This window comes from Mycobacterium timonense, assembly GCF_025821985.1.
Taxonomy (GTDB): Bacteria; Actinomycetota; Actinomycetes; order Mycobacteriales; family Mycobacteriaceae; genus Mycobacterium; species Mycobacterium avium.
The window spans coordinates 26120-46841 of record NZ_JACKSY010000038.1 but is presented as its reverse complement, the minus strand read 5'-3'; the positions used below and the strand labels follow the sequence as shown (position 1 = coordinate 46841).

Here is a 20722-nt window from a genome sequence, read left to right as displayed (position 1 = left end):
GACAGCGTACATAACCAGCTGGCCAGACGCCGGGCGTCATCCCTGCCGGCGGCGGACCTCGGCGCGGAAGTAGGCGATCAGCGCCCACAGCCCGGTGAACAGCACACCGATGAACCCCACCCCCGGGTACACGGCGAAGCCGGCCAGCAGGATCGCCTGCGCGCCCAGGTTGACCCAGATCGCCCACGGTCTGCGCTGCACCCCGGCCAGCAGCACCAGCAGAACGGCCAGCCCGATCAGATAGCCCAGCGACACCCGCGTCAGCCCGCCGCCGACCGCGCCCACCACCGGGATCGCCAGCAGCACGACGATGGCCTCCAGGATCAGGGTGGCGGCCATCACCGCGCCGAAGCTGCGCCACGGGTCGGCCGCGCCGCGCTGCTGCGGGCCTTCGGGTGGGTCGGGCCGGGTCATTGCGGATCACGACCGAACAGGGTTCGCGCCGCGCCGGCGGTGACCACCGAGCCGGTGATGACGATCCCGGTCCCGGCGAAGTCCTCGGCCTGCCCGTCCACCAACCCGTCCCGGACGGCGTCGTCGACCAGCGCGGTCGCGACGTCGATGGCGTCGCTGAGGTTCTCGGCGGTGCTCACCCGATCGGGGCCGAACTGCTCGCGCGCCGCCAGGGCCAGCGACTCGACGTCGAGCGCCCGCGGGGACCCGTTGTGGGTGACCACCACGGAGTGGAACACCGGCTGCAGCGCGGCCAGGATGCCGTCGACGTCCTTGTCGGCGAGGACGCTGAGCACGCCGACCAGGAAGCGGAAGTCGAATTCGTCGGCCAGCGTGCGCGCCAGGGCCGCCGCGCCGGCGGGATTGTGCGCGGCGTCGATGAAAACCGTTGGGGCGCTGCGCATTCGCTCAAGCCGGCCGGGGCTTGTGACGGCGGCGAAACCGGCACGAACGGCGTCGACGTCGAGCTGGCGCTGGGCGCCGGCGCCGAAGAACGCCTCGACCGCCGCCAGGGCCAGCGCGGCGTTGTGCACCTGGTGCTCGCCGTGCAGCGGCAGGTAGACGTCGGAATACACCCCGCCCAGCCCCTGCAGCTGCAGCAGCTGCCCGCCGATCGCGACCTGCCGGCCCAGCACCGCGAACTCCGAGCCCGCGCGGGCCACCGCGGCGTCGGCCTGCACGCACTGCGCCAACAGCACCTCCATCACCTCCGGCGGCTGCTGGGCGATGACCGCGACGGTGTCGGGTGCCCCCGCGGGCGCCCGGGTGATGATGCCGGCCTTCTCCCCGGCAATCCCGGCGAGATCGTGGCCCAGGTAGTCGACGTGGTCGATGGAGATCGGGGTGATGACCGCGACCGGGGCGTTGACCACGTTGGTGGCGTCCCAGCGTCCCCCCATGCCCACCTCGACCACGGCGACGTCGACCGGGGCGTCGGCGAACGCGGCGAACGCCATCGCGGTGAGCACCTCGAACTTACTCATCGCCGGTCCCCCGGCGGCTTGCGATTGCTGATCGACCATCTGCACGAACGGCTCGATTTCGCGGTAGGTGTCGACATACCGGGCCGGGCTGATCGGCTTGGCGTCGATCGAGATGCGCTCCACCGCGGATTGCAGGTGCGGGCTGGTGGTGCGCCCGGTGCGCCGGTGCAGCGCGGTGACCAGCGCGTCGATCATCCGGGCCACCGAGGTCTTGCCGTTGGTGCCCGCGACGTGGATGGACGGGTAGGCGCGCTGCGGCGAGCCCAACAGGTCCAGCAGTGCGCTGATCCGGGTCAGGCTGGGCTCGATCTTGGTCTCCGGCCAGCGCTGGTCCAGCAGGTGTTCGACCTGCAGCAGCGCGGCGATCTCGTCCGGGGTGGGGACCGGGTCGGGAACGTCGTGCTCCGGCGCCCAGTCGGGCGGCTCGGTCATTGCAGCACGGCCAGCCGCGCGTTGATCCGCTCGCTTTCCTCCTGCGCCAGCCGCTGTCGGTCCCGGATCTTGTCGACGACGTGCGGGGGCGCCTTGGCCAGGAAGTCCTCGTTGGCCAGTTTGGCGGTGGTCGACGCCAGCTCCTTGTGGGCGGCGGCCAGATCCTTTTCCAGCCGGCGCCGCTCGGCGGCGACGTCGATGCTGCCCGAGGTGTCGAGCTCGACGACCACGGTGCCGCCGCGCAGCCGCACCTCCACCGACGCCGACGGGCGGAAGTCGGGCCCCGCGTCGGTGAGCCAGGCCAGCGAGGTCACCGCGCTCACCTGGGTGTCCAGATCGGATTCCGTGACACCGGCCAGTCGGGCCGGCACCTTCTGCCGGTCCGCCAGCCCCTGGTCGCTGCGGAACCGGCGGACCTCGGTCACCAGCTTCTGCATGTCGGTGATCCGTTGCGCGGCAACCTGATCCAGGCCGACGCCGGACGACCGCGGCCAGTCGGCGATCACCAGGGACTCGTTGCCGGTCAGGGCCTGCCACAGCGCCTCGGTGATGAACGGGATCACCGGGTGCAGCAGCCGCAGCAGCGTGTCCAGCGTTGTTGCCAGCACCGCCGTGGTGTGTGTAATTCCTTCGGCCAGTTGTGTTTTGGCCAATTCGACGTACCAGTCGCAGAATTCGTCCCAGGCGAAGTGGTAGAGCGATTCACAGGCCCGGCTGAACTCGTAGTTGTCGAACGCCGAATCGACTTCCGCGCGAACCTCTTCCAGCCGCCCCAGGATCCATCGGTCGGCGTCGGTCAGCTCGTCGAGTGGCGGCAGCTGCGCCAGCTGCGCGCCGTTGAGCAGCGCATAGCGGGTGGCGTTGAACAGCTTGGTGCAGAAGTTGCGCGACGCCCGGACGTGATCCTCCCCGATCGCCAGATCGCCGCCGGGGCTGGCGCCGCGGGCCAGGGTGAACCGCAGGGCGTCGGCGCCGAACATGTCCACCCAGTCCAGCGGGTCGATGACGTTGCCCTTGGACTTGCTCATCTTGCGACCGGACTCGTCGCGGATCAGCCCGTGCAGGAAGACGTCGGTGAACGGCACCTGCGGGCCGCGCCGGCCGTCCAGGGTGATGGCGTCGTCGTCGCCGACGAAGGTGCCGAACATCATCATTCTGGCCACCCAGAAGAAGAGGATGTCGTAGCCGGTGACCAGAACGCTTGTGGGATAGAACTTTTCCAGCTCCGGCGTCTTCTCCGGCCAGCCCAGGGTGGAGAACGGCCACAGCGCCGAGGAGAACCAGGTGTCCAGCACGTCGGGGTCCTGCTCCCAGCCCTCGGGCGGTGTTTCGTCCGGGCCGACGCAGCGTTGTTCGCCGTTGGGCCCGTACCAGATCGGGATGCGGTGGCCCCACCACAGCTGCCGCGAGATGCACCAGTCGTGCATGTCGTCCACCCAGGCGAACCAGCGCGGTTCCATGCTGGTCGGGTGAATCACCGTGTCGCCGTTGCGAACCGCGTCACCGGCGGCCTTGGCCAGCGATTCCACCCGGACCCACCATTGCAGCGACAACCGCGGCTCGATCGGCTCGCCGCTGCGCTCGGAATGCCCGACGCTGTGCAGGTAGGGTCGCTTCTCCTCGACGATGCGGCCCTGCGCGGCCAGCGCCTCGCGCACCGCGACCCGGGCCGCGAACCGGTCCATGCCGTCGAATTGTGTTCCGGTGTCGGCGATTCGGCCCCTGGTGTCCATGATCGAGATCATCGGCAACTGGTGGCGCAGCCCGATCTCGAAGTCGTTGGGGTCGTGCGCGGGCGTGACTTTGACTGCGCCGGTGCCGAATTCGGGGTCGACGTGCTCGTCGGCGACGATCAGCAGCTGCCGGTCCACGAACGGGTGCGGCAGGCTGCTACCGACCAGGTGCCGGTAGCGCTCGTCGTCGGGATGCACCGCGATGGCGGTGTCGCCCAGCATCGTCTCGACCCGGGTGGTGGCCACCACGATGTGAGGGCCCGAGTCGTCGAGCGAGCCGTAGCGGAACGACACCAGCTCGCCCTCGACCTCCTCGTAGTTGACCTCGATGTCGGAGAGGGCCGTCTGCAGCACCGGCGACCAGTTGACCAGCCGCTCGGCGCGGTAGATCAGCCCGGCGTCGTAGAGCCTTTTGAAGATGGTGCGCACAGCCCGGGACAGGCCCTCGTCCATGGTGAACCGGTCGCGGCTCCAGTCCACCCCGTCGCCCAGCCGGCGCATCTGGCCGCCGATGGCGCCGCCGGACTCGCGCTTCCAGTCCCACACCTTCTCGATGAACAGCTCGCGACCGAAGTCCTCTTTGGTCTTGCCGTCGACCGCGAGCTGCTTTTCCACCACGCTCTGGGTCGCGATGCCGGCGTGATCCATGCCGGGCTGCCAGAGCACCTCGTAGCCCTGCATCCGCTTGCGCCGGGTCAGGGCGTCCATCATGGTGTGCTCCAGCGCGTGGCCCATGTGCAGGCTGCCGGTGACGTTGGGCGGCGGCAACACGATCGAGTAGCCGGGTTTGTCGCTGGCCGGGTTCGCGGTGAAGTACCCGGCGTCCACCCACTGGCGATAGATCGCGTATTCGGCCGCGGCCGGGTCCCACGACTTGGGCAGGTCGGTGGCGGGGCTGCGGCTGGCGGTCACCCGTCAATTCTAGGGAGCGACGTTTACCTTCATGTAAGTGCCCGAACCGTGAGCCGGGTCACCCGGCGAGCCGGTCGACCTGCAAGGACACGCCCGCGCCGGGGAATCGGTCCAGCAGCGCGTCGCCCATTGCGGCCGCGGGGGTGAGAACCCCGTACAGCGGCGGGAGCTTGTCGCGGTCGAAGGCCAGCGCCAGCCCGCTCTCCCCCAACAGCACCGAGGTCGCCTTGTAGCCGGGGTCCCCGCGCTGTTCCATCCGGGCCACGTAGCGGGCGCCGCTGGTGGTCGTGGTGTACGTCTCGATCCGGTAGTAACCGCGCTCGCGGGCCGCCGGGCTGGGGCCGGTTCCCGGCTTGGGCACGATGCGCTCCACCAGCCGGCGCGGCAGGAACCGGAAATAGCGGCTGCCCAACCCGAACGTCGCGGCGGCCGTTCCGCCCACCACCGCGGAGGCCACCGGCGCCAGCGGCGACGAGCCCAGGCTCATGCTTTCGCTGTAACGCAACGACCGGCCGTAGGCCCAGTCGAGCAATGCGTTGCTGCGCCGCACGATCCGGGTGTTGTAGGGCGCCATGACGAAGCCCGCGGTCCACACCCCGGCCAGTTCCGGCGCGATCTGGCGACCCCGTCGCCACGGCAGATCGGGCTGCGGCCCGACGTCGGGTTCGGCGCCGCGGTCGCTGCTCAACGTGTAGGGGTCGGCGAGCTGGCGCCGGGCCTCGGGATCGCAAGATGCGGTGTCGAGCACTTCGAGCATCGAGGCGACGGTGCCACCGGACACCCCGCCGGAGAAGGAACGCACCACCAGGTCGGTGTCGACGAGCTCGCCGGCGCCGTCATCGCGCGCCGCCCGGTACAGCGCGTACACGCTGAGGTCCGACGGCACCGAATCGAATCCGCAGGCGTGCACGATGCGGGCGCCGGTATCCGCGGCCTGCTTGTGATAGGAGTCGATGCTGTCCCGGACGAACATCGCCTCTCCGGTCAGGTCGGCGTAGTCGGTGCCGGCGGCCGCGCACGCGGCCACCAGCGGCAGCCCGTAGCGGGTGTACGGGCCGACCGTGGTGATGACGACCTGGGTGCAGGCCGCCATCTCGTTGAGGGTGGCGGGCGAGCTGGCGTCGGCCTGCAGGACCGACCAGGACTGCGCGGCGTCGCCGAGCGAGTCGCGGACGGCACGCAGCTTCTCGGTGGACCTGCCGGCCAGCGCAATCCGCTTGTCCGGTGCCGCCCCGGCCAGGTACTCGGCGGTGAGCTTGCCGACGAAGCCGGTAGCCCCATACAACACAATGTCGAATTCGCGCGGTGTTGCGGTCACCGGCCCGACGCTACCCCTGGAGCCAAGAAGTGCCGGGCACTAGGCCCGGCACTTCTTGGATGGCTGGGATCAGCCGCGGCGGCCGCACACCGGCCACGCGCCGATGCCCTGCGAGTGCAGCACGTTCTCGGCGACCCGGATCTGCTCCTCGCGGCTGGCGCCGGCCGGGGAGCCACTGCCGCCGTTGGCGTGCCAGGTGCTCGAGGTGAACTGCAGGCCACCGGCGTAGCCGTTACCGGTGTTGATCCCCCAGTTGCCGCCCGACTCGCACTGCGCGATGGCGTCCCAGTTCACGCTGTACGCCTTGGGAGCGGGAGGCGGCGGGACGTCCGGGCCCGGGGCCGGCGGCGCATCCGGGGCCGGCGGCGGCGGGGCGTCCGGAGCCGGGGGCGGCGGAGCGTCCGGGGCCGGCGGGGCGTCCGGAGCCGGGGCCGGCGGCGCATCCGGGGCCGGGGGCGGTGGCGCGTCCGGGGCGGGGCCGGCGGCCGGCATGTTCGGGTCGAAGCCCACCTGCTCCGCGTCTGCGTGAGCAGTAGCGGACGGGATGGTCACGAGCGTGCCCGTGACCGCGGCGAGAATGAGCGTCTTGCGGACGTTCCTCAATATCCTTCCTTTCGCGGTGCGCGCGCGCCAAAGCAAGCCCACGGAGGTGGGCTGAGGCTGTTGGTTGAAATGCCTGCTTCGGGACGTGCCGTCTGGGTCGGGCACGACAGCGGCGGGCCAGGTCTGCCGGCGGGCTTCACCCACCGGTCACGGGCGGGCTGTCGCCGTCCGTGCCGCCGCTCACACGCGGGTCCGTGGATTCAATTTTCGATTACTCTTCCGTAACCCGTTGTGGGCTAACACGGACCGTAGAAGACGCCGCTGCATTCGTCATCTTCGGAAACTGGATATCTCGTTTCGGTAACGAGCCGATCACGCCGCGATAGCGCGGGCATTTTCGCAGGTCGTGCGGGCATTTTCGGCGGGAGCTCGCGGAGTGCCCGGGCAAACAAATGGTGAGCCGAATCACGCGTATTTTGTGAGCTGGCGCACCATCGTTTGCCGGGTGAACAGCCCGATCCGGTGGTGCTTCAACGCATTCGACCCCCACCGATGGGGGTTCGGGAGAATAACGCAGCGGGCGCCGCAACAGCGCGCGCCACGCCGAGTAGCAGCACATCGTGCGCCCGTACGCCGAGTAGCGTTGCGCTGCATGGTTTTTTGGAAAACAAATTGTCCACTGGGTACACCGATGCCGCGGTCCGTCGTCATCGTATTACCAACGCCCGCAATAGATTTCACCAAATAGACAGTGCTGCAGCGTCTTTCACAGGCACCGCGCGATACCCACCGTGCACACCGGGGTCGCGGGAATTCACCGATTCGAATTTGCCACGCCCGACAGCGTCATGGCTGGGCGGCCCGCTTGCAAAACCGTGGGACGCCGGCACCCGATTCCGACACGTGCATTCAAATCGCCGCTGCCCCAACAGATCACGATGGGACGCTGGTATGGACGGGCCAGACCGATTCGAAAGGGAACAATAACGCCGCATTCGCTTGCGCTACCGCATTGATACCAGCCGCGAATTCGGCGGCAGAGGGGAATTCGCTGAATTCGCCGGCCGATTGTCAGGCCCGCGCCTGCGCCAGGGCGCGCAGGTCGGCCTCGGTGTTGACGTTGGCCAGGAACCGCGATTCCGGCAGCACGATCTGCTGGGCGTCGGAGGCGTCGATCAGGGCTCGCATCGATCGGGCGCCGCCGGCGACCAGCCGGTCGATCCGCTCGGCCAGATCGGTGCGGTACAGCGAGGCAAGGTAGTGACTGCGGCCGTCCCACGGCAGCACCACCTCGGCCTTGGTCTCGGTGGCCAAATGCACCAGGTCATCGATCAATTCGGGGGACAGCAGCGGCATGTCGACGGCGCAGACGAACGCGTACCGGGCGCCTGCCTCGGCGGCGGCGCGCAGGCCCCGGCCGGTCGCCGGCAGCGGCCCCTGGCCGCGTATCTCGTCGCGGATGATGCGCGCCGTCACCTCGGGCAACGGTTGCCCCGGGGCGGCCATCACCAAGATCGGGTCGCAGCGCTGAGTGAGCACCCCGACGACGTACTCGAGGAGCGTCGCGGCCCCGCGGGGCCCCGGCAGGGTGGCCTTGTCGCGGCCCATCCGCCGCGATTCACCGCCGGCAAGCACGATCCCTGCCAGTTGCATCGAGTCGGCCACGTCAGTCGACGGTCCAGGTGTCGCGGCCACGCAGCAGCGACTGCAGCGCCGCGGAGTCGAACGCCTTGGCCGACTGGGCGGCCTGGACCTGGGCGCGCGCGGCGTCGTCGTAGGTGGGCCGGCTGATGTCGCGGAAGATACCCAGCACGGTGTGCTCGAGGTTCTGGTCCGACAGCCGCGACAACGCGAAGGCGTACGCCGAGTTGTCGGTGTGCGCGTCGTGCACCACGATCTCGTCGACCGACACGTCGGCGGTCTTGGCGACCTCCAGGCCGAAACCGGACTTCACCACGCAGTATTCGCCGTTGGCGCCGAACACAATTGGTTCGCCGTGCCGGACGCTGATGACCCGCTCCTCGGCGCCCTCCTTGCGCAGCACGTCGAACGAGCCGTCGTTGAAGATCGGGCAGTCCTGCAGGATCTCGACGACGGCGGCACCCCGGTGCCCGGCCGCCGCCTGCAGCACCTCGGTCAGACCGGCCCGGTCGGAGTCCAGTGCGCGGCCGACGAAGGTCGCCTCGGCGCCCAGGGCCAACGACACCGGATTGAACGGGTGGTCCAGCGATCCCATCGGGGTCGACTTGGTGATCTTGCCGACCTCCGACGTGGGCGAGTACTGCCCCTTGGTCAGCCCGTAGATCCGGTTGTTGAACAACAGGATCGTGATGTTGACGTTGCGGCGCAGCGCGTGGATCAGGTGGTTGCCGCCGATCGACAATGCGTCGCCGTCACCGGTGACCACCCACACCGACAGGTCCTCGCGGGCCAGCGCCAACCCGGTGGCGATGGCCGGCGCGCGGCCGTGGATGGAGTGGAAGCCGTAGGTTTCCAGGTAGTACGGGAAGCGGCTCGAGCAGCCGATGCCGCTGATGAACACGATGTTCTCGCGGCGCAGCCCCAGGTCCGGCAGGAAGTTGCGGATGGTGTTGAGGATGACGTAGTCCCCGCAGCCCGGGCACCAGCGAACCTCCTGGTCACTGGTGAAGTCCTTGGCCTTCTGCGGCTGGTCCGTTGTGGGAACCCCGTCGTTCTTGGTCAACTTCGCGGTCAGACCGAGGTCCTTACCCGCCAAGTTGCCGACCACGTCAGTCACGAGCGCCGCTCCTCCTCATCGCTTCGCTCTGTGTTGTCACCAGTGCGCTCATGCGCTGGCTCCAACCGTTGCCGCCGCCATCCTGGCGACCATCGTCTTGTCGTTCTCGACCTCGGCCAGCGTGCCGCCCAGCGCGGCGCGAATGACGCGACCGATCTCGTCGGCCAGGAACGCCACGCCCTGTACCTTGCTGACCGATTGCACGTCTACCAGGTACTTGCCGCGCAGCAGCAGGGCCAGCTGCCCCAGGTTCATCTCCGGGCACACCACCTGCGGGTACCGCCGCAACACCTCGCCCAGGTTGGCCGGGAACGGGTTGAGGTAGCGCAGGTGGGCGTGCGCCACCTTGATGCCCTTGCGCCGCGCGCGCCGGCAGGCCTCACCGATCGGGCCGTAAGAGCTGCCCCACCCGATCAGCAGCAGCTCGGCGTCGCCCGTGGGGTCGTCGACCTCGAGATCGGGCACCGAGATGCCGTCGATCTTGGCCTGGCGCAACCGCACCATCAGGTCGTGGTTGACCGGCTCGTAGGAGATGTTGCCCGAGCCGTTCGCGGCTTCCAGCCCGCCGATGCGGTGCTCGAGGCCCGGCGTGCCCGGAACGGCGAATTGCCGGGCCAGCGTCTCGGGGTCGCGGGCGTAGGGCTGGAACGGTTCGCCCGGCTTGGCGAAGGCGTGCGTGATGCGCGGCAGCGTGCTGACGTCCGGAATGCGCCACGGCTCCGAGCCGTTGGCGATCGCGCCGTCGGACAACACGATCACCGGGGTGTGGTACGACACCGCGATGCGCGCCGCCTCCAGCGCGGTTTCGAAGCAGTCCGACGGCGAGCGCGGCGCCAGCACCGCGACCGGCGACTCGCCGTTGCGGCCGAACAACGCCTGCAGCAGGTCGGCCTGCTCGGTCTTGGTGGGCAGGCCGGTCGACGGCCCGCCGCGCTGCACGTCGACGACGAGCAGGGGCAATTCGGTCATCACGGCCAGCCCGAGCGCTTCGGACTTCAGCGAGATGCCCGGCCCGGACGTGGTGGTGACGCCCAGCGCGCCGCCGTAGGAGGCGCCGATCGCGGCGCAGATCCCGCCGATCTCGTCCTCGGCCTGGAAGGTGATGACGTTGAAGTTCTTGTGCTTGGACAGCTCGTGCAGGATGTCGGAGGCCGGCGTGATCGGGTAGCTGCCCAGCACGACCGGAATGTCGGCCAGCTGACCGGCCGCGACGATGCCGTAGGCCAGCGCGGTGTTGCCGGAGATCTGCCGGTATTCACCGGCCGGCAGCGTCGCGCGGGAAACCTCGTACGTGGTGCCGAACGCCTCGGTCGTCTCGCCGTAGTTCCAGCCGGCCTTGAGCGCCAGCACGTTGGTCTCGGCGACCTCGGGCTTGCGGGCGAACTTCTCCCGGATGAACTTTTCGCTGGTTTCGATCGGCCGACCGTACATCCACGACAACAGACCGAGCGCGAACATGTTCTTGGCCCGCTGACCGTCCTTCTTCGACGCGCCGATGGATTCGACAGCACCGAGCGTCAGCGTGGTCATCGCGACGGAATGCACCACGTAGTCGGACAACTCGTCGGTCTCCAGCGGGTTGGTGACGTAACCCACCTTGGTCAGGTTGCGCTTGGTGAACTCGTCGGAGTTCGCGATCACCATGCCGCCGCGCGGCAGGTCGCCGATATTGGCCTTCAGCGCAGCGGGATTCATCGCGACGAGGACGTCGGGCCGGTCGCCGGCGGTCAGGATGTCGTAGTCGGCGATCTGAATCTGGAACGACGAGACACCGGGCAGAGTGCCTGCGGGCGCGCGGATCTCGGCGGGGTAGTTCGGCTGGGTCGCCAGGTCGTTGCCGAAAAGCGCTGCCTCGGAGGTGAACCGGTCGCCGGTGAGCTGCATGCCGTCACCGGAGTCACCGGCGAAGCGGATGACGACCTGTTCCAGGCGCTGACGGCTAGATCCGTTGGGGGAAGCCCCATTCTGTGAGTCTGATCCGGCTCCGCTGCCGTTCGGATCCACGTCGTTGCCCTCCATTTGTTCACCGGACAGACAGTTCGCGCAGCTTCAGATTACGCGCCGGCGAAGTGAGTCTCCGGCCATCACGGTTTTATGTCACTGGCGGTACCAATTATGGCACTCATTTCGCGCGTACATGGTCACCTGATACCCACCACACGCGGGCGTTAACTCACCAAAAGCCCAAGTCAGGGTGGTGGCGCCGACGCGGACCGCACCAGACTGTGTTATTGGTCACGTCGTGAGCGTTAACCGCCGCGCTTAGCCGCGGCAGGGGCGCGGGGTCGCGTCAGGCGCTCTTGTCGCGACGCTCGGTGCGCGACGGCTTGCGCGGCACGATCGTCGGCAACACGTTGTCCTGCACGGTCTCCTTGGTCACCACAACCTTGGCGACGTCGTCGCGGCTGGGGATGTCGTACATCACCGGCAGCAGCACTTCTTCCATGATCGCGCGCAGGCCGCGGGCCCCGGTGCCGCGGTGGATGGCCTGATCGGCGATCGCCTCCAGCGCGTCGTCGGTGAACTCCAGCTCCACGCCGTCCATCTCGAACAGCCGGGTGTACTGCTTGACCAGAGCGTTCTTCGGCTCGGACAGGATCTTGACCAGCGACTCGCGGTCCAGGTTGGTGACCGAGGCGACCACGGGCAACCGGCCGATGAACTCGGGGATCAGACCGAACTTGATCAGGTCCTCGGGCATGACCTCGGCGAAGTGATCGGTGGTGTCGATCTCGGCCTTGGAGCGCACCTCGGCGCCAAAACCCAGGCCCCGCTTGCCGACGCGCTCGTAGATGATCTTCTCCAGCCCGGCGAAGGCGCCCGCCACGATGAACAACACGTTGGTGGTGTCGATCTGGATGAACTCCTGGTGCGGGTGCTTGCGGCCGCCCTGCGGCGGCACCGACGCCTGGGTGCCCTCCAGGATCTTCAGCAAGGCCTGCTGCACGCCCTCCCCCGACACGTCGCGGGTGATCGACGGGTTCTCGCTCTTGCGCGCGATCTTGTCCACCTCGTCGATGTAGATGATGCCGGTCTCGGCGCGCTTGACGTCGTAGTCGGCGGCCTGGATCAGCTTCAGCAGGATGTTCTCCACGTCCTCACCGACGTATCCGGCCTCGGTGAGCGCGGTGGCGTCGGCGATGGCGAACGGCACGTTGAGCATCTTGGCCAGCGTCTGGGCCAGGTAGGTCTTGCCGCATCCGGTCGGCCCCAGCATCAAGATGTTGGACTTGGTCAGCTCGACCGGTTCGTGGCGCGAGTCGCGGCCCTTCTCGCCGGCCTGGATGCGCTTGTAGTGGTTGTACACCGCCACGGCCAGCGTCCGCTTGGCGGTGTCCTGCCCGATGACGTATCCCTCGAGGAACTCCCGGATCTCGATCGGCTTGGGCAGCTCGTCGAGCTTCACGTCGTCGGCGTCGGCGAGCTCCTCTTCGATGATCTCGTTGCAGAGGTCGATGCACTCATCGCAGATGTACACGCCGGGGCCAGCAATGAGTTTCTTGACCTGTTTCTGGCTCTTTCCGCAGAACGAGCACTTCAGCAGGTCACCGCCGTCTCCGATGCGCGCCATGGTGCTGAGGGCCTACTTCCTGTTCGCCGTTGGTCTTGCCTGTCCCGCATGTATTCACCGACGCTACCCGCTTGATCGGGCCCGCCGCGACCATAAACGCCGAATCGCGCTCATGGTATTTGCGGGGGTTCGTGCCTCTTTCCGTATGGATGAAACATATAGCCACACGGTGCCCGTGACTCGCGATAGACGCGCTTTGCGTGTCTTTGGCGTGTCGCGGTCGTGATGCGACCGAGGCTGGCGGCCGGCTCGAGGCGCGGGCGAACCCCCACGAAATCACCCTACAGTGGCCAGGTGGGTTCAGCCGGGGGCTTCACCTGGCCCAGCGATCCCGTGCTGCTCGACGGCGGCCTGGCCACCGAGCTGGAAGCGCGCGGTCACGACCTCTCCGACCCGTTGTGGTCGGCGCGGCTGCTGGCCGACGCCCCGCAGGAGATCGTCGCGGTGCACGCCGCCTACTTCCGCGCCGGGGCGATGATCGCGACGACGGCCAGCTACCAGGCGTCCTTCGAGGGCTTCGCGGCCCGCGGAATCAGCCGTTCCGACACCGCCGGATTGCTTCGGCGCAGTGTCGAACTCGCCAAGGCTGCGCGGGATGAGGCAGGTGTTGCGGGCCACGTGGCCGCGTCGGTGGGCCCGTACGGCGCCGCACTTGCGGACGGCTCCGAATACCGCGGCCGCTACGGGCTCAGCGTGAGGCAGCTGGAGGACTGGCACCGGCCGCGGCTGGAGGTGTTGGCCGACGCCGACGCGGACGTCTTGGCAGCGGAAACCATCCCCGACGTCGACGAGGCCGAGGCGCTGGTGAATCTGGTGCGCTCGCTCGGTGTGCCGGCGTGGCTGAGCTACACCATTGACGGCGCCCACACCCGGGCGGGTCAGCCGCTAGCCGACGCTTTCGCGGTGGCGGCAGGGGTGCCCGAGATTGTCGCTGTCGGCGTCAATTGCTGCGCGCCGGATGATGTGCTTCCGGCGATCGGGCCGGCCCGAGCCGTCGGCAAACCCGTGATCGTGTATCCCAACAGCGGCGAACACTGGGATGGTCGCGCCTGGACGGGCCGATCAAAGTTTTCCGTAGAACTTGCAAGCCAATGGATCTCGGCGGGAGCACGTATCGTCGGCGGATGCTGCCGGGTGCGGCCCACCGACATCGCGGCCGTTCGCCGAGCGTGCAGTGACGGCGAAAATTCCGCCAAAAAATTGCCCTGAGTGCACGTTCGGCGCAGCGAGTTAGGCCGTCTGCGCCGACAGCTTGCGGTACTCCAGCACGGTGTCGATGATCCCGTAGTCCTTGGCCTCTTCGGCGGTCAGGATCTTGTCCCGGTCGGTGTCCTTGCGGATGGTCGCGGCGTCCTTGCCGGTGTGACGGGCCAGGGTGGTCTCCATCAGCGTGCGCATCCGCTCGATCTCGGCGGCCTGGATCTCCAGGTCGGAGAACTGCCCCTGGATCACGCCCTGCAGCGACGGCTGGTGGATCAGCACCCGCGCGTTGGGCAGCGCCATCCGCTTGCCCGGGGTGCCGGCGGCCAGCAGCACCGCCGCCGCCGAGGCGGCCTGACCGAGGCACACCGTCTGAATGTCGGCGCGCACGTACTGCATGGTGTCGTAAATGGCCATCAGCGAGGTGAATCCGCCGCCGGGCGAATTGATGTACATGGTGATGTCGCGGTCCGGGTCCAGCGACTCCAGCACCAGCAGCTGCGCCATGATGTCGTTCGCCGACGCGTCGTCCACCTGGACGCCGAGGAAGATGATGCGCTCCTCGAACAGCTTGTTGTACGGGTTGGATTCCTTGATCCCGAAGCTGGAGTGCTCGATGAACGACGGCAGGATGTAGCGCGCCTGGGGCTGGATCTGAGGGTTCACTGTGCTTCTCCGTTGGTGATGGTGGCGGCGCGGGTGATGATGTGGTCGACGAACCCGTACTCGAGGGCTTCCTGGGCGGTGAACCAGCGGTCGCGGTCGGAGTCGGCCTCGATGCGTTCGATCGACTGTCCGGTGAATTCGGCGTTGAGCCGGAACATCTCCTTTTTGATGACGTGGAACTGCTCGGCCTGGATGGCGATGTCGGCCGCGCTGCCGGTGACCCCGCCGAGCGGCTGGTGCATCAGGATGCGGGCGTGCGGCAGCGCGTAGCGCTTGCCCTTGGTGCCCGCCGCCAACAAGAACTCGCCCATCGAGGCGGCCATGCCCATCGCGTAGGTGGCGATGTCGCAGGGCGCCAGCACCATGGTGTCGTAGATGGCCATGCCGGCGCTGATCGAACCGCCCGGGGAGTTGATGTAGAGCGAGATGTCCTTGGTGGGGTCTTCGGCGGCGAGCAGCAGGATCTGCGCGCACAGCCGGTTGGCGACGTCGTCGTTGACCTCCGAACCCAGGAAGATGATGCGCTCGGACAGCAAGCGCTCATAGACCGAGTCCGTGAGGTTGAGACCCTGCGAGGGCGAACGCATGTCAGACACGACTGGGTTACCTGCTTTCTCGAGTTCTTCTCTGCACCGACACTAACCAACCGGGCCCGCCGTTTCGCGGCCACGCACCCCGGAAACGGGGCGCGTTCGCTCACAGCGTGACCGGCAAGGTCATTCGCCGGCGTCGGCCGTGGTGGATTCGTCGGCCTGATCGGCGTCCTCATCGGCGGCGCCGTCGCCCGACGGGCGCTTGCCGAAGAACTCACTGGTGTCGATGGTGTTGCCGGCGGTGTCGGTGACCGTCGCCGCCCGGATCACCTCGGCGATGGCCAGCGCCCGTCGCACATCGGCGAACATGGCCGGCAGCTGGTTGTTCTCCTGAAGGTAGGCCAGCAACTGCTGCGGCTCGATGCCGTACTGCCGCGAGGTCGCCACCAGCCGCTCGGTCAGGTCTTCCTGGCCGACCTGGACCTGCAGCTTGTCGGCCAGTGCGTCGAGCAGTAACTGCTTCTTGACGTCCGTCTCGGCGGCGGTGCGCGTCTCGTTCTCGAACTCCTCGCGGGACTTCCCTTGCTGGGCAAGCACTTCCTCGAGTTTGGACTCGTCGTGGTTGAGGCTGTGCAGCGCGCCGTGCAGGGCGCTGTCCACCTGGGCCTTGACGATTGCTTCCGGCAACGGGATGTCGACCTGCTCGAGCAGGGTGTCGATCGCGGCGTCGCGGATGCGTTCGGCCTGCTGCGCCCGCTTGACCCGGCCGACCTGCTCGCGCAGGTTGGCCCGCAGCTCGTCGATGGTGTCGAATTCGCTGGCCAGTTGGGCGAACTCGTCGTCGGGCTCGGGCAGCTCGCGCTCCTTGACCGACTTGACCGTGACCGTCACCTGGGCGTCCTGGCCGGCGTGCTCGCCCGACACCAGCTTGGTGGTGAACTCCCGGGATTCGTCGACGGACATCCCGATCAGGGCCTCGTCCAGCCCCTCGATGAGCCGGCCGGAGCCGACCTCGTGCGACAGCCCCTGGGCGGTGGCGCCGGGCACCTCCTGCCCGTCGATGGTGGCCGACAGGTCGATCGAGACGAAGTCCCCCTCGGCCACCGGGCGCTCCACCCCGGTCAGGGTGCCGAAGCGGGCGCGCAGCGACTGCAGTTCGGCGTCGACGTCCTCGTCGGTGACCTCGATCGGGTCCACCGAGATCTTCAGGGCGCCCGGGTCCGGCAGGTTCAGCTCGGGACGGACGTCGACCTCGGCGGTGAAGGCCAGCTCCTGCCCGTACTCCTTCTTGGTGACCTCGATCTCGGGCTGGCCCAGCGGGTGCACTTCCGACTCGGCGACGGCCTGTCCGTACCGGCCGGGCAGCGCCTCGGTGACGACCTGGTCGAGCATCGCCTCCCGGCCGAAGCGGGCCTCCAGCAACTTCGCCGGCGCCTTGCCGGGCCGGAAGCCGGGCAGCCGCACCTGCTTGGCCAGTTCCTTGTAGGCCCGCTGGAAGTCGGGCTCGAGTTCGGCGAAGGGGACCTCCACGTTGATGCGCACCCGGGTAGGGCTCAACTGCTCGACGGTGCTCTTCACGGGTGTGCTCCTCGGTACTCGTTGCTGGCGGTCGGTGGGCCGTGCGCGGGGCACGGGGCCGGTCGTGCTGGTCGGGGTGACAGGATTTGAACCTGCGGCCTTCCGCTCCCAAAGCGGATGCGCTACCAAGCTGCGCTACACCCCGCGCTGACCTCGATGATCCTAAGGCCCCTCGAAGCCAGGTCCGCCACAGGCTTCGCAGCGACCGCGCGGACCTCACGGGGTGGTCACAAAGCCGCGTCGATTAGATTTGATCTTCGTCGCCAGCTACAGTCACGCTCGACTAGACACATGCGGGCGTAGCTCAATGGTAGAGCCCTAGTCTTCCAAACTAGCTACGCGGGTTCGATTCCCGTCGCCCGCTCGGGCTAACTATCTTCTCGATAGAGAGGCGCCATGAGCGACCTGAAGACGGACGCGCCGATTCATGGCTCATGTGCGCCGGACTTCGTCGGGGTACGCGACGCCTTCGAGCGCAATTTCACCCACGGCGGTGAGGTCGGCGCGGCCGTCGCCGTCTGGGTGGACGGGTCGCTGGTCGTCAATCTGTGGGGCGGCTGGGCCGACGCCGCGCGCACCCGCCCCTGGCAGCAGAACACCCTGACCACGGTGCTGTCCGGCACCAAGGGCCTGTCCGCCACCTGTGTGCACCAACTGGCCGACCGCGGGCAGCTGGACCTGCAGGCGCCGGTGGCCCGCTACTGGCCCGAGTTCGCCCAGGCGGGCAAACAAGACATCACCCTGGCGATGGTGATGAGCCACCGATCCGGGGTGATCGGGCCGCGCACCCGGATGCGCTGGGAACAGGTCGCCGACTGGGACTACGTCTGCGAACAGCTGGCCGCCGCCGAGCCGTGGTGGGAGCCGGGCACCGCCCAGGGTTACCACATGACCACCTTCGGTTTCATCATGGGCGAGGTGTTCCGCCGGGTCACCGGCCGAACCATCGGCCACTACCTGCGCACCGAGATCGCCGGACCGTTCGGCGCCGACGTCCACATCGGGTTGCCGCTGGCCGAACAACACCGCTGCGCCGAGCGGGTCAACAAGCCGCACGCCCGCGACCTGCTGGCCGACGCCAACGCCCCCACCGACCCGAGGAGCCTTGCCGAGCACCCCAAGGCCGGGCTGTCCATCTCGATGGGTTTCGCCCCCGACGACGAGCTGGGCTCGCACGATCTGAACCTGTGGCGCGAACTGGAGTTCCCGGGCACCAACGGGCAGGTGTCGGCGCTCGGCTTGGCGACCTTCTACAACGCGCTGGCCCAGGAGAAGTTGCTCAGCCGCGAGCACATGGACCGGGTGCGGGTGTGCCAGGGCGGGCTGGACACCGACCTGGTGCTGGGACCGCGGGTCGCCGACCACGGCTGGGGCCTGGGGTACATGCTCAACCAGCGGTGCGTCAACGGACCCAACCCGCGGATCTTCGGCCACGGCGGGCTAGGCGGCTCGTTCGGATTCGTCGACCTGGAACACCGGATCGGCTACGCGTACGTGATGAATCGCTTCGACGCCACCAAGGCCAACGCCGATCCGCGCAGCCTGGCGCTGTCCAACGAGGTCTACTCCGTGCTGGGCGTCCGCTAACTGCGACGCGAACGCGCCCCGCCGGGATCGGCGGGGCGCGTTCGGGTTACGTGGACGTACGCGGCGTCAGGGGTGCCAGCCGTGCGGCGGCGGCGGTCCGCCCGGACCAGGGTGGCCCCAGCCCGGGGGTGGCGGTCCCGGCGGACCCGGAGGCGGCGGGGGCGGGCCCCCACGCCAGTCATGGCAGTTGTTCCAGTCCCAGTTGTTTCCCCAGCCCGGATCCCAGAATTCGCCGGGGCACCATTGCGGGAAGGGCCCGGGATGGGCCTGGGCTTGCGGGGCGATGCCCAAGCCGGCCAGGCCCAGCCCACCGATCGCGAGGGCCGTTGCGGCCAAACGTGGAAGAGTTTTCACGAAGAACACTCATACCCGCATAGATGCTTTGGCTAAACAATGGCCCCGGCGTTTCGTGCTGTGAGCTTCCTGCCAACCGAGGCGATCGAGCGGGCGGGCTCACTTCTGACAGGTGGGGCACCAGAACACGTTTCGGCCCTCCAGCACCGCGGTCCGGACGGGCTCGCCGCACACCCGGCAGGCCTCGCCGGCCCGCCGGTACACGTAGGTGCGCGGCCGGTCGGGGCGATAGGACGGCGCGCCGCGGTCGTGTTCGGGCCGCACCACGATGATCTTGCCGCGCCGCAGGCCCACCTTCATCAGCGCCACCAGATCGGTCCAGGCCGCATCGAACTCGGCCTCGCCCACGTCGCGGCCCGCCCGGTACGGGTCGATGCCGTGCCGGAACAACAACTCGCTGCGGTACACGTTGCCCACCCCGGCCATCACGGTCTGGTCCATCAGCAGCGCGCCAATAGGTCTGCGCGACTTGGCAATTCGCTGCCAGGCCCAGGACGGGTCGGCGTCGTCGCGCAACGGGTCGGGGCCCAGCCTGGCCAGCACGTCGCTGACCTGCCCCTCGTCGATGACCTCGCAGACCGTCGGGCCGCGCAGGTCGGTGCCGTGGCCGGCGCCGACCATGCGCATCCGCACCTGCCCGACCGGGTCGGGCAACGGCCCGTCGCCGGGACGTTCCCATTCGCTGAAAGAGCCGTACAGTCCCAGGTGCACGTGCACGATCGGGCCGCCCGCGTAGTGGTGAAACAGGTGTTTGCCCCAGGCGCTGGTGCGCCGCAACACCCCGCCGTCGACCACCGCGGCCGCCTCGGCGAAGCGGCCCTGCGGGCTGGACACCGCCACCGGCGCGCCGGCGTACCGGCGTTGATGCAGCCGGGCCAGCCGGTGCAGGGTATGGCCTTCGGGCACGTGCGGACCCTGCCGACCTCAGCCCACGGAGCCGGGTACCGGCGGGGCTTGGTGGGTGCGTTCGTATTCGGCCAGTATGTCGATACGACGTTGGTGGCGTGGGGCTTTCGACCACGGCGTGGTCACGAAGGCGTCGACGATGGCCAGCGCCTCGGCCACGGTGTGCATGCGACCGCCGATGCCGATCAGCTGGGCGTTGTTGTGCTCGCGCGCCAGCTGCGCCGTTTCCACGCTCCAGGCCAACGCACAGCGGGCGCCGGGGACCTTGTTGGCGGCGATCTGCTCGCCGTTGCCCGACCCCCCGAGCACGATGCCGAGGCTGTCCGGGTCGGCCACGGTGCGCGTCGCGGCGGCGATGCAGAACGCCGGGTAGTCGTCGTCGGCGTCGTAGCTGAAGGCGCCGCAGTCGATCGGCTGGTGGCCGGACTGCTCGAGGTGGGCGATGATCTGCTGCTTGAGCTCGAATCCGGCGTGGTCAGAGCCGAGGTAGACGCGCATGCCCGCAATCCTTACACAGCCGCGGGCCGCCGGGCCCGCGGCTGTGTGCGGCAGGCTAGTCGAATTCGGGCTTCTCGTCGCGGGTTCGCTTGAGTTCGAAGAAGTGCGGGTAGGACGCGAACGTCACCGAGGCGTCCCACAGCTTGCCCGCTTCCTCCCCGCGCGGGATCCGGGACAGCACCGGCCCGAAGAACGCCACGTTGTTGACGTGGATGGTGGGGGTGCCGACGTCGTCGCCGACCGGGTCCATGCCGGCGTGGTGGCTCTTGCGCAGCGCGTCGTCGTAGGCGTCGGTGTCGGCGGCCTCGGCCAGCTCGGCCGGCAGGCCCACCTCGGCCAGCGACTGCTTGATCACGTCGGTGAGGTCCTTGTTGCCCTCGTTGTGGATGCGGGTGCCCATCGCCGTGTACAGCGGCGCAAGCACCTCGGCGCCGTGCGCCTGCTCGGCGGCGATGGCCACCCGCACCGGGCCGAACGCCTTGGCCAACCGCTCCCGGTATTCGTCGGGCAGGCCCTCGCGGTTCTCGTTGAGCACCGCCAGGCTCATCACGTGGAAGTTCACCTCGATGTCGCGGACCTTTTCCACCTCGAGGATCCAGCGTGAGGTGATCCATGCCCACGGGCACAGCGGGTCGAACCAGAAATCGGCTTTGTTCTTCGCGGGGGCCTGCTGCGCCATGGCGGATCCTCTCGTGTG

General features: G+C 68.5%; 18 protein-coding genes and 2 tRNA genes. 3 read left to right on the top strand and 17 right to left on the bottom strand.

Annotation, left to right across the window (positions count from 1 at the left end):
* Nucleotides 1-36: 36 nt before the first annotated feature.
* The 9 genes from H7I87_RS10405 to clpX all read right to left on the bottom strand — a co-directional run bounded on the left by H7I87_RS10405 (nucleotide 37) and on the right by clpX (nucleotide 12703).
* Nucleotides 37-414 carry a DUF4233 domain-containing protein gene (locus tag H7I87_RS10405; RefSeq protein WP_003875859.1) on the bottom strand — a complete coding sequence of 126 codons (378 nt, stop codon included), beginning with the start codon at nucleotides 412-414 and terminating at the stop codon, nucleotides 37-39.
* Complete coding sequence (folC, locus tag H7I87_RS10400; RefSeq protein WP_033719564.1) at nucleotides 411-1868, bottom strand: bifunctional tetrahydrofolate synthase/dihydrofolate synthase; 1458 nt, start codon at nucleotides 1866-1868, stop codon at nucleotides 411-413. The genes H7I87_RS10405 and folC overlap by 4 nt, the downstream gene beginning before the upstream one ends.
* The gene (locus tag H7I87_RS10395; protein ID WP_033726748.1) at nucleotides 1865-4513 is read right to left on the bottom strand and encodes a valine--tRNA ligase; all 2649 of its coding nucleotides are present in this window, start codon (nucleotides 4511-4513) and stop codon (nucleotides 1865-1867) included. The genes folC and H7I87_RS10395 overlap by 4 nt, the downstream gene beginning before the upstream one ends.
* Nucleotides 4514-4571: 58 nt before the next feature.
* Nucleotides 4572-5831: a saccharopine dehydrogenase family protein gene (locus H7I87_RS10390; protein WP_019733422.1), complete on the bottom strand. Its 1260-nt coding sequence runs from the start codon at nucleotides 5829-5831 to the stop codon at nucleotides 4572-4574.
* Nucleotides 5832-5900: 69 nt separating this feature from the next.
* Complete coding sequence (locus tag H7I87_RS10385; protein WP_033726747.1) at nucleotides 5901-6434, bottom strand: transglycosylase family protein; 534 nt, start codon at nucleotides 6432-6434, stop codon at nucleotides 5901-5903.
* Nucleotides 6435-7445: 1011 nt separating this feature from the next.
* The gene (gene mobA, locus H7I87_RS10380) at nucleotides 7446-8027 is read right to left on the bottom strand and encodes a molybdenum cofactor guanylyltransferase (protein ID WP_050483928.1); all 582 of its coding nucleotides are present in this window, start codon (nucleotides 8025-8027) and stop codon (nucleotides 7446-7448) included.
* 13 nt (nucleotides 8028-8040) lie between these two features.
* Nucleotides 8041-9132, bottom strand: coding sequence for a 2-oxoacid:ferredoxin oxidoreductase subunit beta (locus H7I87_RS10375; protein WP_019732231.1), 1092 nt, complete (start codon nucleotides 9130-9132; stop codon nucleotides 8041-8043).
* A 48-nt stretch (nucleotides 9133-9180) separates the two neighbouring features.
* A complete protein-coding gene (locus tag H7I87_RS10370) occupies nucleotides 9181-11136 on the bottom strand; it encodes a 2-oxoacid:acceptor oxidoreductase subunit alpha (protein ID WP_085989646.1) in 1956 nt (651 codons plus the stop codon).
* A 286-nt stretch (nucleotides 11137-11422) separates the two neighbouring features.
* Nucleotides 11423-12703 carry an ATP-dependent Clp protease ATP-binding subunit ClpX gene (clpX, locus tag H7I87_RS10365; protein WP_003875851.1) on the bottom strand — a complete coding sequence of 427 codons (1281 nt, stop codon included), beginning with the start codon at nucleotides 12701-12703 and terminating at the stop codon, nucleotides 11423-11425.
* 294 nt (nucleotides 12704-12997) lie between these two features.
* Here clpX and mmuM point away from each other — a divergent pair, with 294 nt between their 5' ends.
* The gene (mmuM, locus tag H7I87_RS10360) at nucleotides 12998-13912 is read left to right on the top strand and encodes a homocysteine S-methyltransferase (protein WP_170924210.1); all 915 of its coding nucleotides are present in this window, start codon (nucleotides 12998-13000) and stop codon (nucleotides 13910-13912) included.
* 21 nt (nucleotides 13913-13933) lie between these two features.
* Here the strand turns inward: mmuM and clpP2 are convergent, their stop codons facing one another.
* The 4 genes from clpP2 to H7I87_RS10340 all read right to left on the bottom strand — a co-directional run bounded on the left by clpP2 (nucleotide 13934) and on the right by H7I87_RS10340 (nucleotide 16825).
* The gene (gene clpP2 / locus H7I87_RS10355) at nucleotides 13934-14569 is read right to left on the bottom strand and encodes an ATP-dependent CLP protease proteolytic subunit ClpP2 (protein WP_003875849.1); all 636 of its coding nucleotides are present in this window, start codon (nucleotides 14567-14569) and stop codon (nucleotides 13934-13936) included.
* A complete protein-coding gene (locus H7I87_RS10350; RefSeq protein WP_009975941.1) occupies nucleotides 14566-15156 on the bottom strand; it encodes an ATP-dependent Clp protease proteolytic subunit in 591 nt (196 codons plus the stop codon). The genes clpP2 and H7I87_RS10350 overlap by 4 nt, the downstream gene beginning before the upstream one ends.
* A 129-nt stretch (nucleotides 15157-15285) precedes the next feature.
* Nucleotides 15286-16680: a trigger factor gene (tig, locus tag H7I87_RS10345; RefSeq protein ID WP_033726746.1), complete on the bottom strand. Its 1395-nt coding sequence runs from the start codon at nucleotides 16678-16680 to the stop codon at nucleotides 15286-15288.
* A 68-nt stretch (nucleotides 16681-16748) separates the two neighbouring features.
* Nucleotides 16749-16825, bottom strand: a tRNA-Pro gene (locus H7I87_RS10340).
* A 148-nt stretch (nucleotides 16826-16973) separates the two neighbouring features.
* On the opposite strand from H7I87_RS10340, the gene H7I87_RS10335 reads away from it, so the two are divergent.
* Together H7I87_RS10335 and H7I87_RS10330 are read left to right on the top strand one after the other, a co-directional pair.
* Nucleotides 16974-17044 (top strand) — tRNA-Gly (locus tag H7I87_RS10335).
* 32 nt (nucleotides 17045-17076) lie between these two features.
* The gene (locus tag H7I87_RS10330; RefSeq protein ID WP_003875846.1) at nucleotides 17077-18267 is read left to right on the top strand and encodes a serine hydrolase domain-containing protein; all 1191 of its coding nucleotides are present in this window, start codon (nucleotides 17077-17079) and stop codon (nucleotides 18265-18267) included.
* A 66-nt stretch (nucleotides 18268-18333) separates the two neighbouring features.
* Here the strand turns inward: H7I87_RS10330 and H7I87_RS10325 are convergent, their stop codons facing one another.
* The 4 genes from H7I87_RS10325 to H7I87_RS10310 form a co-directional block, all read right to left on the bottom strand.
* Nucleotides 18334-18603 carry an Mtp family mycobacterial-type pilin gene (locus tag H7I87_RS10325; protein ID WP_080708751.1) on the bottom strand — a complete coding sequence of 90 codons (270 nt, stop codon included), beginning with the start codon at nucleotides 18601-18603 and terminating at the stop codon, nucleotides 18334-18336.
* 117 nt (nucleotides 18604-18720) lie between these two features.
* Nucleotides 18721-19527, bottom strand: coding sequence for an Fpg/Nei family DNA glycosylase (locus H7I87_RS10320; protein WP_019733396.1), 807 nt, complete (start codon nucleotides 19525-19527; stop codon nucleotides 18721-18723).
* A gap of 18 nt (nucleotides 19528-19545) precedes the next feature.
* Entirely contained in the window at nucleotides 19546-20025 is a 480-nt protein-coding gene (locus H7I87_RS10315; protein ID WP_019733395.1) for a ribose-5-phosphate isomerase, read from the bottom strand.
* Nucleotides 20026-20080: 55 nt separating this feature from the next.
* Nucleotides 20081-20704 (bottom strand): mycothiol-dependent nitroreductase Rv2466c family protein, encoded by a 624-nt coding sequence (locus H7I87_RS10310; RefSeq protein WP_009975933.1) that lies wholly within the window; start codon nucleotides 20702-20704, stop codon nucleotides 20081-20083.
* Nucleotides 20705-20722: the final 18 nt, after the last annotated feature.

Bases quoted from the DNA above. Each gene is read 5' to 3' on its own strand.
- H7I87_RS10405 (WP_003875859.1), bottom strand. From the start codon at position 414: ATGACCCGGCCCGACCCACCCGAAGGCCCGCAGCAGCGCGGCGCGGCC.
- folC (WP_033719564.1), bottom strand. From the start codon at position 1,868: ATGACCGAGCCGCCCGACTGGGCGCCGGAGCACGACGTTCCCGACCCG.
- mobA (WP_050483928.1), bottom strand. From the start codon at position 8,027: ATGCAACTGGCAGGGATCGTGCTTGCCGGCGGTGAATCGCGGCGGATG.
- clpX (WP_003875851.1), bottom strand. From the start codon at position 12,703: ATGGCGCGCATCGGAGACGGCGGTGACCTGCTGAAGTGCTCGTTCTGC.
- H7I87_RS10350 (WP_009975941.1), bottom strand. From the start codon at position 15,156: ATGCGTTCGCCCTCGCAGGGTCTCAACCTCACGGACTCGGTCTATGAG.
- H7I87_RS10330 (WP_003875846.1), top strand. From the start codon at position 17,077: ATGAGCGACCTGAAGACGGACGCGCCGATTCATGGCTCATGTGCGCCG.
- H7I87_RS10315 (WP_019733395.1), bottom strand. From the start codon at position 20,025: ATGCGCGTCTACCTCGGCTCTGACCACGCCGGATTCGAGCTCAAGCAG.
- H7I87_RS10310 (WP_009975933.1), bottom strand. From the start codon at position 20,704: ATGGCGCAGCAGGCCCCCGCGAAGAACAAAGCCGATTTCTGGTTCGAC.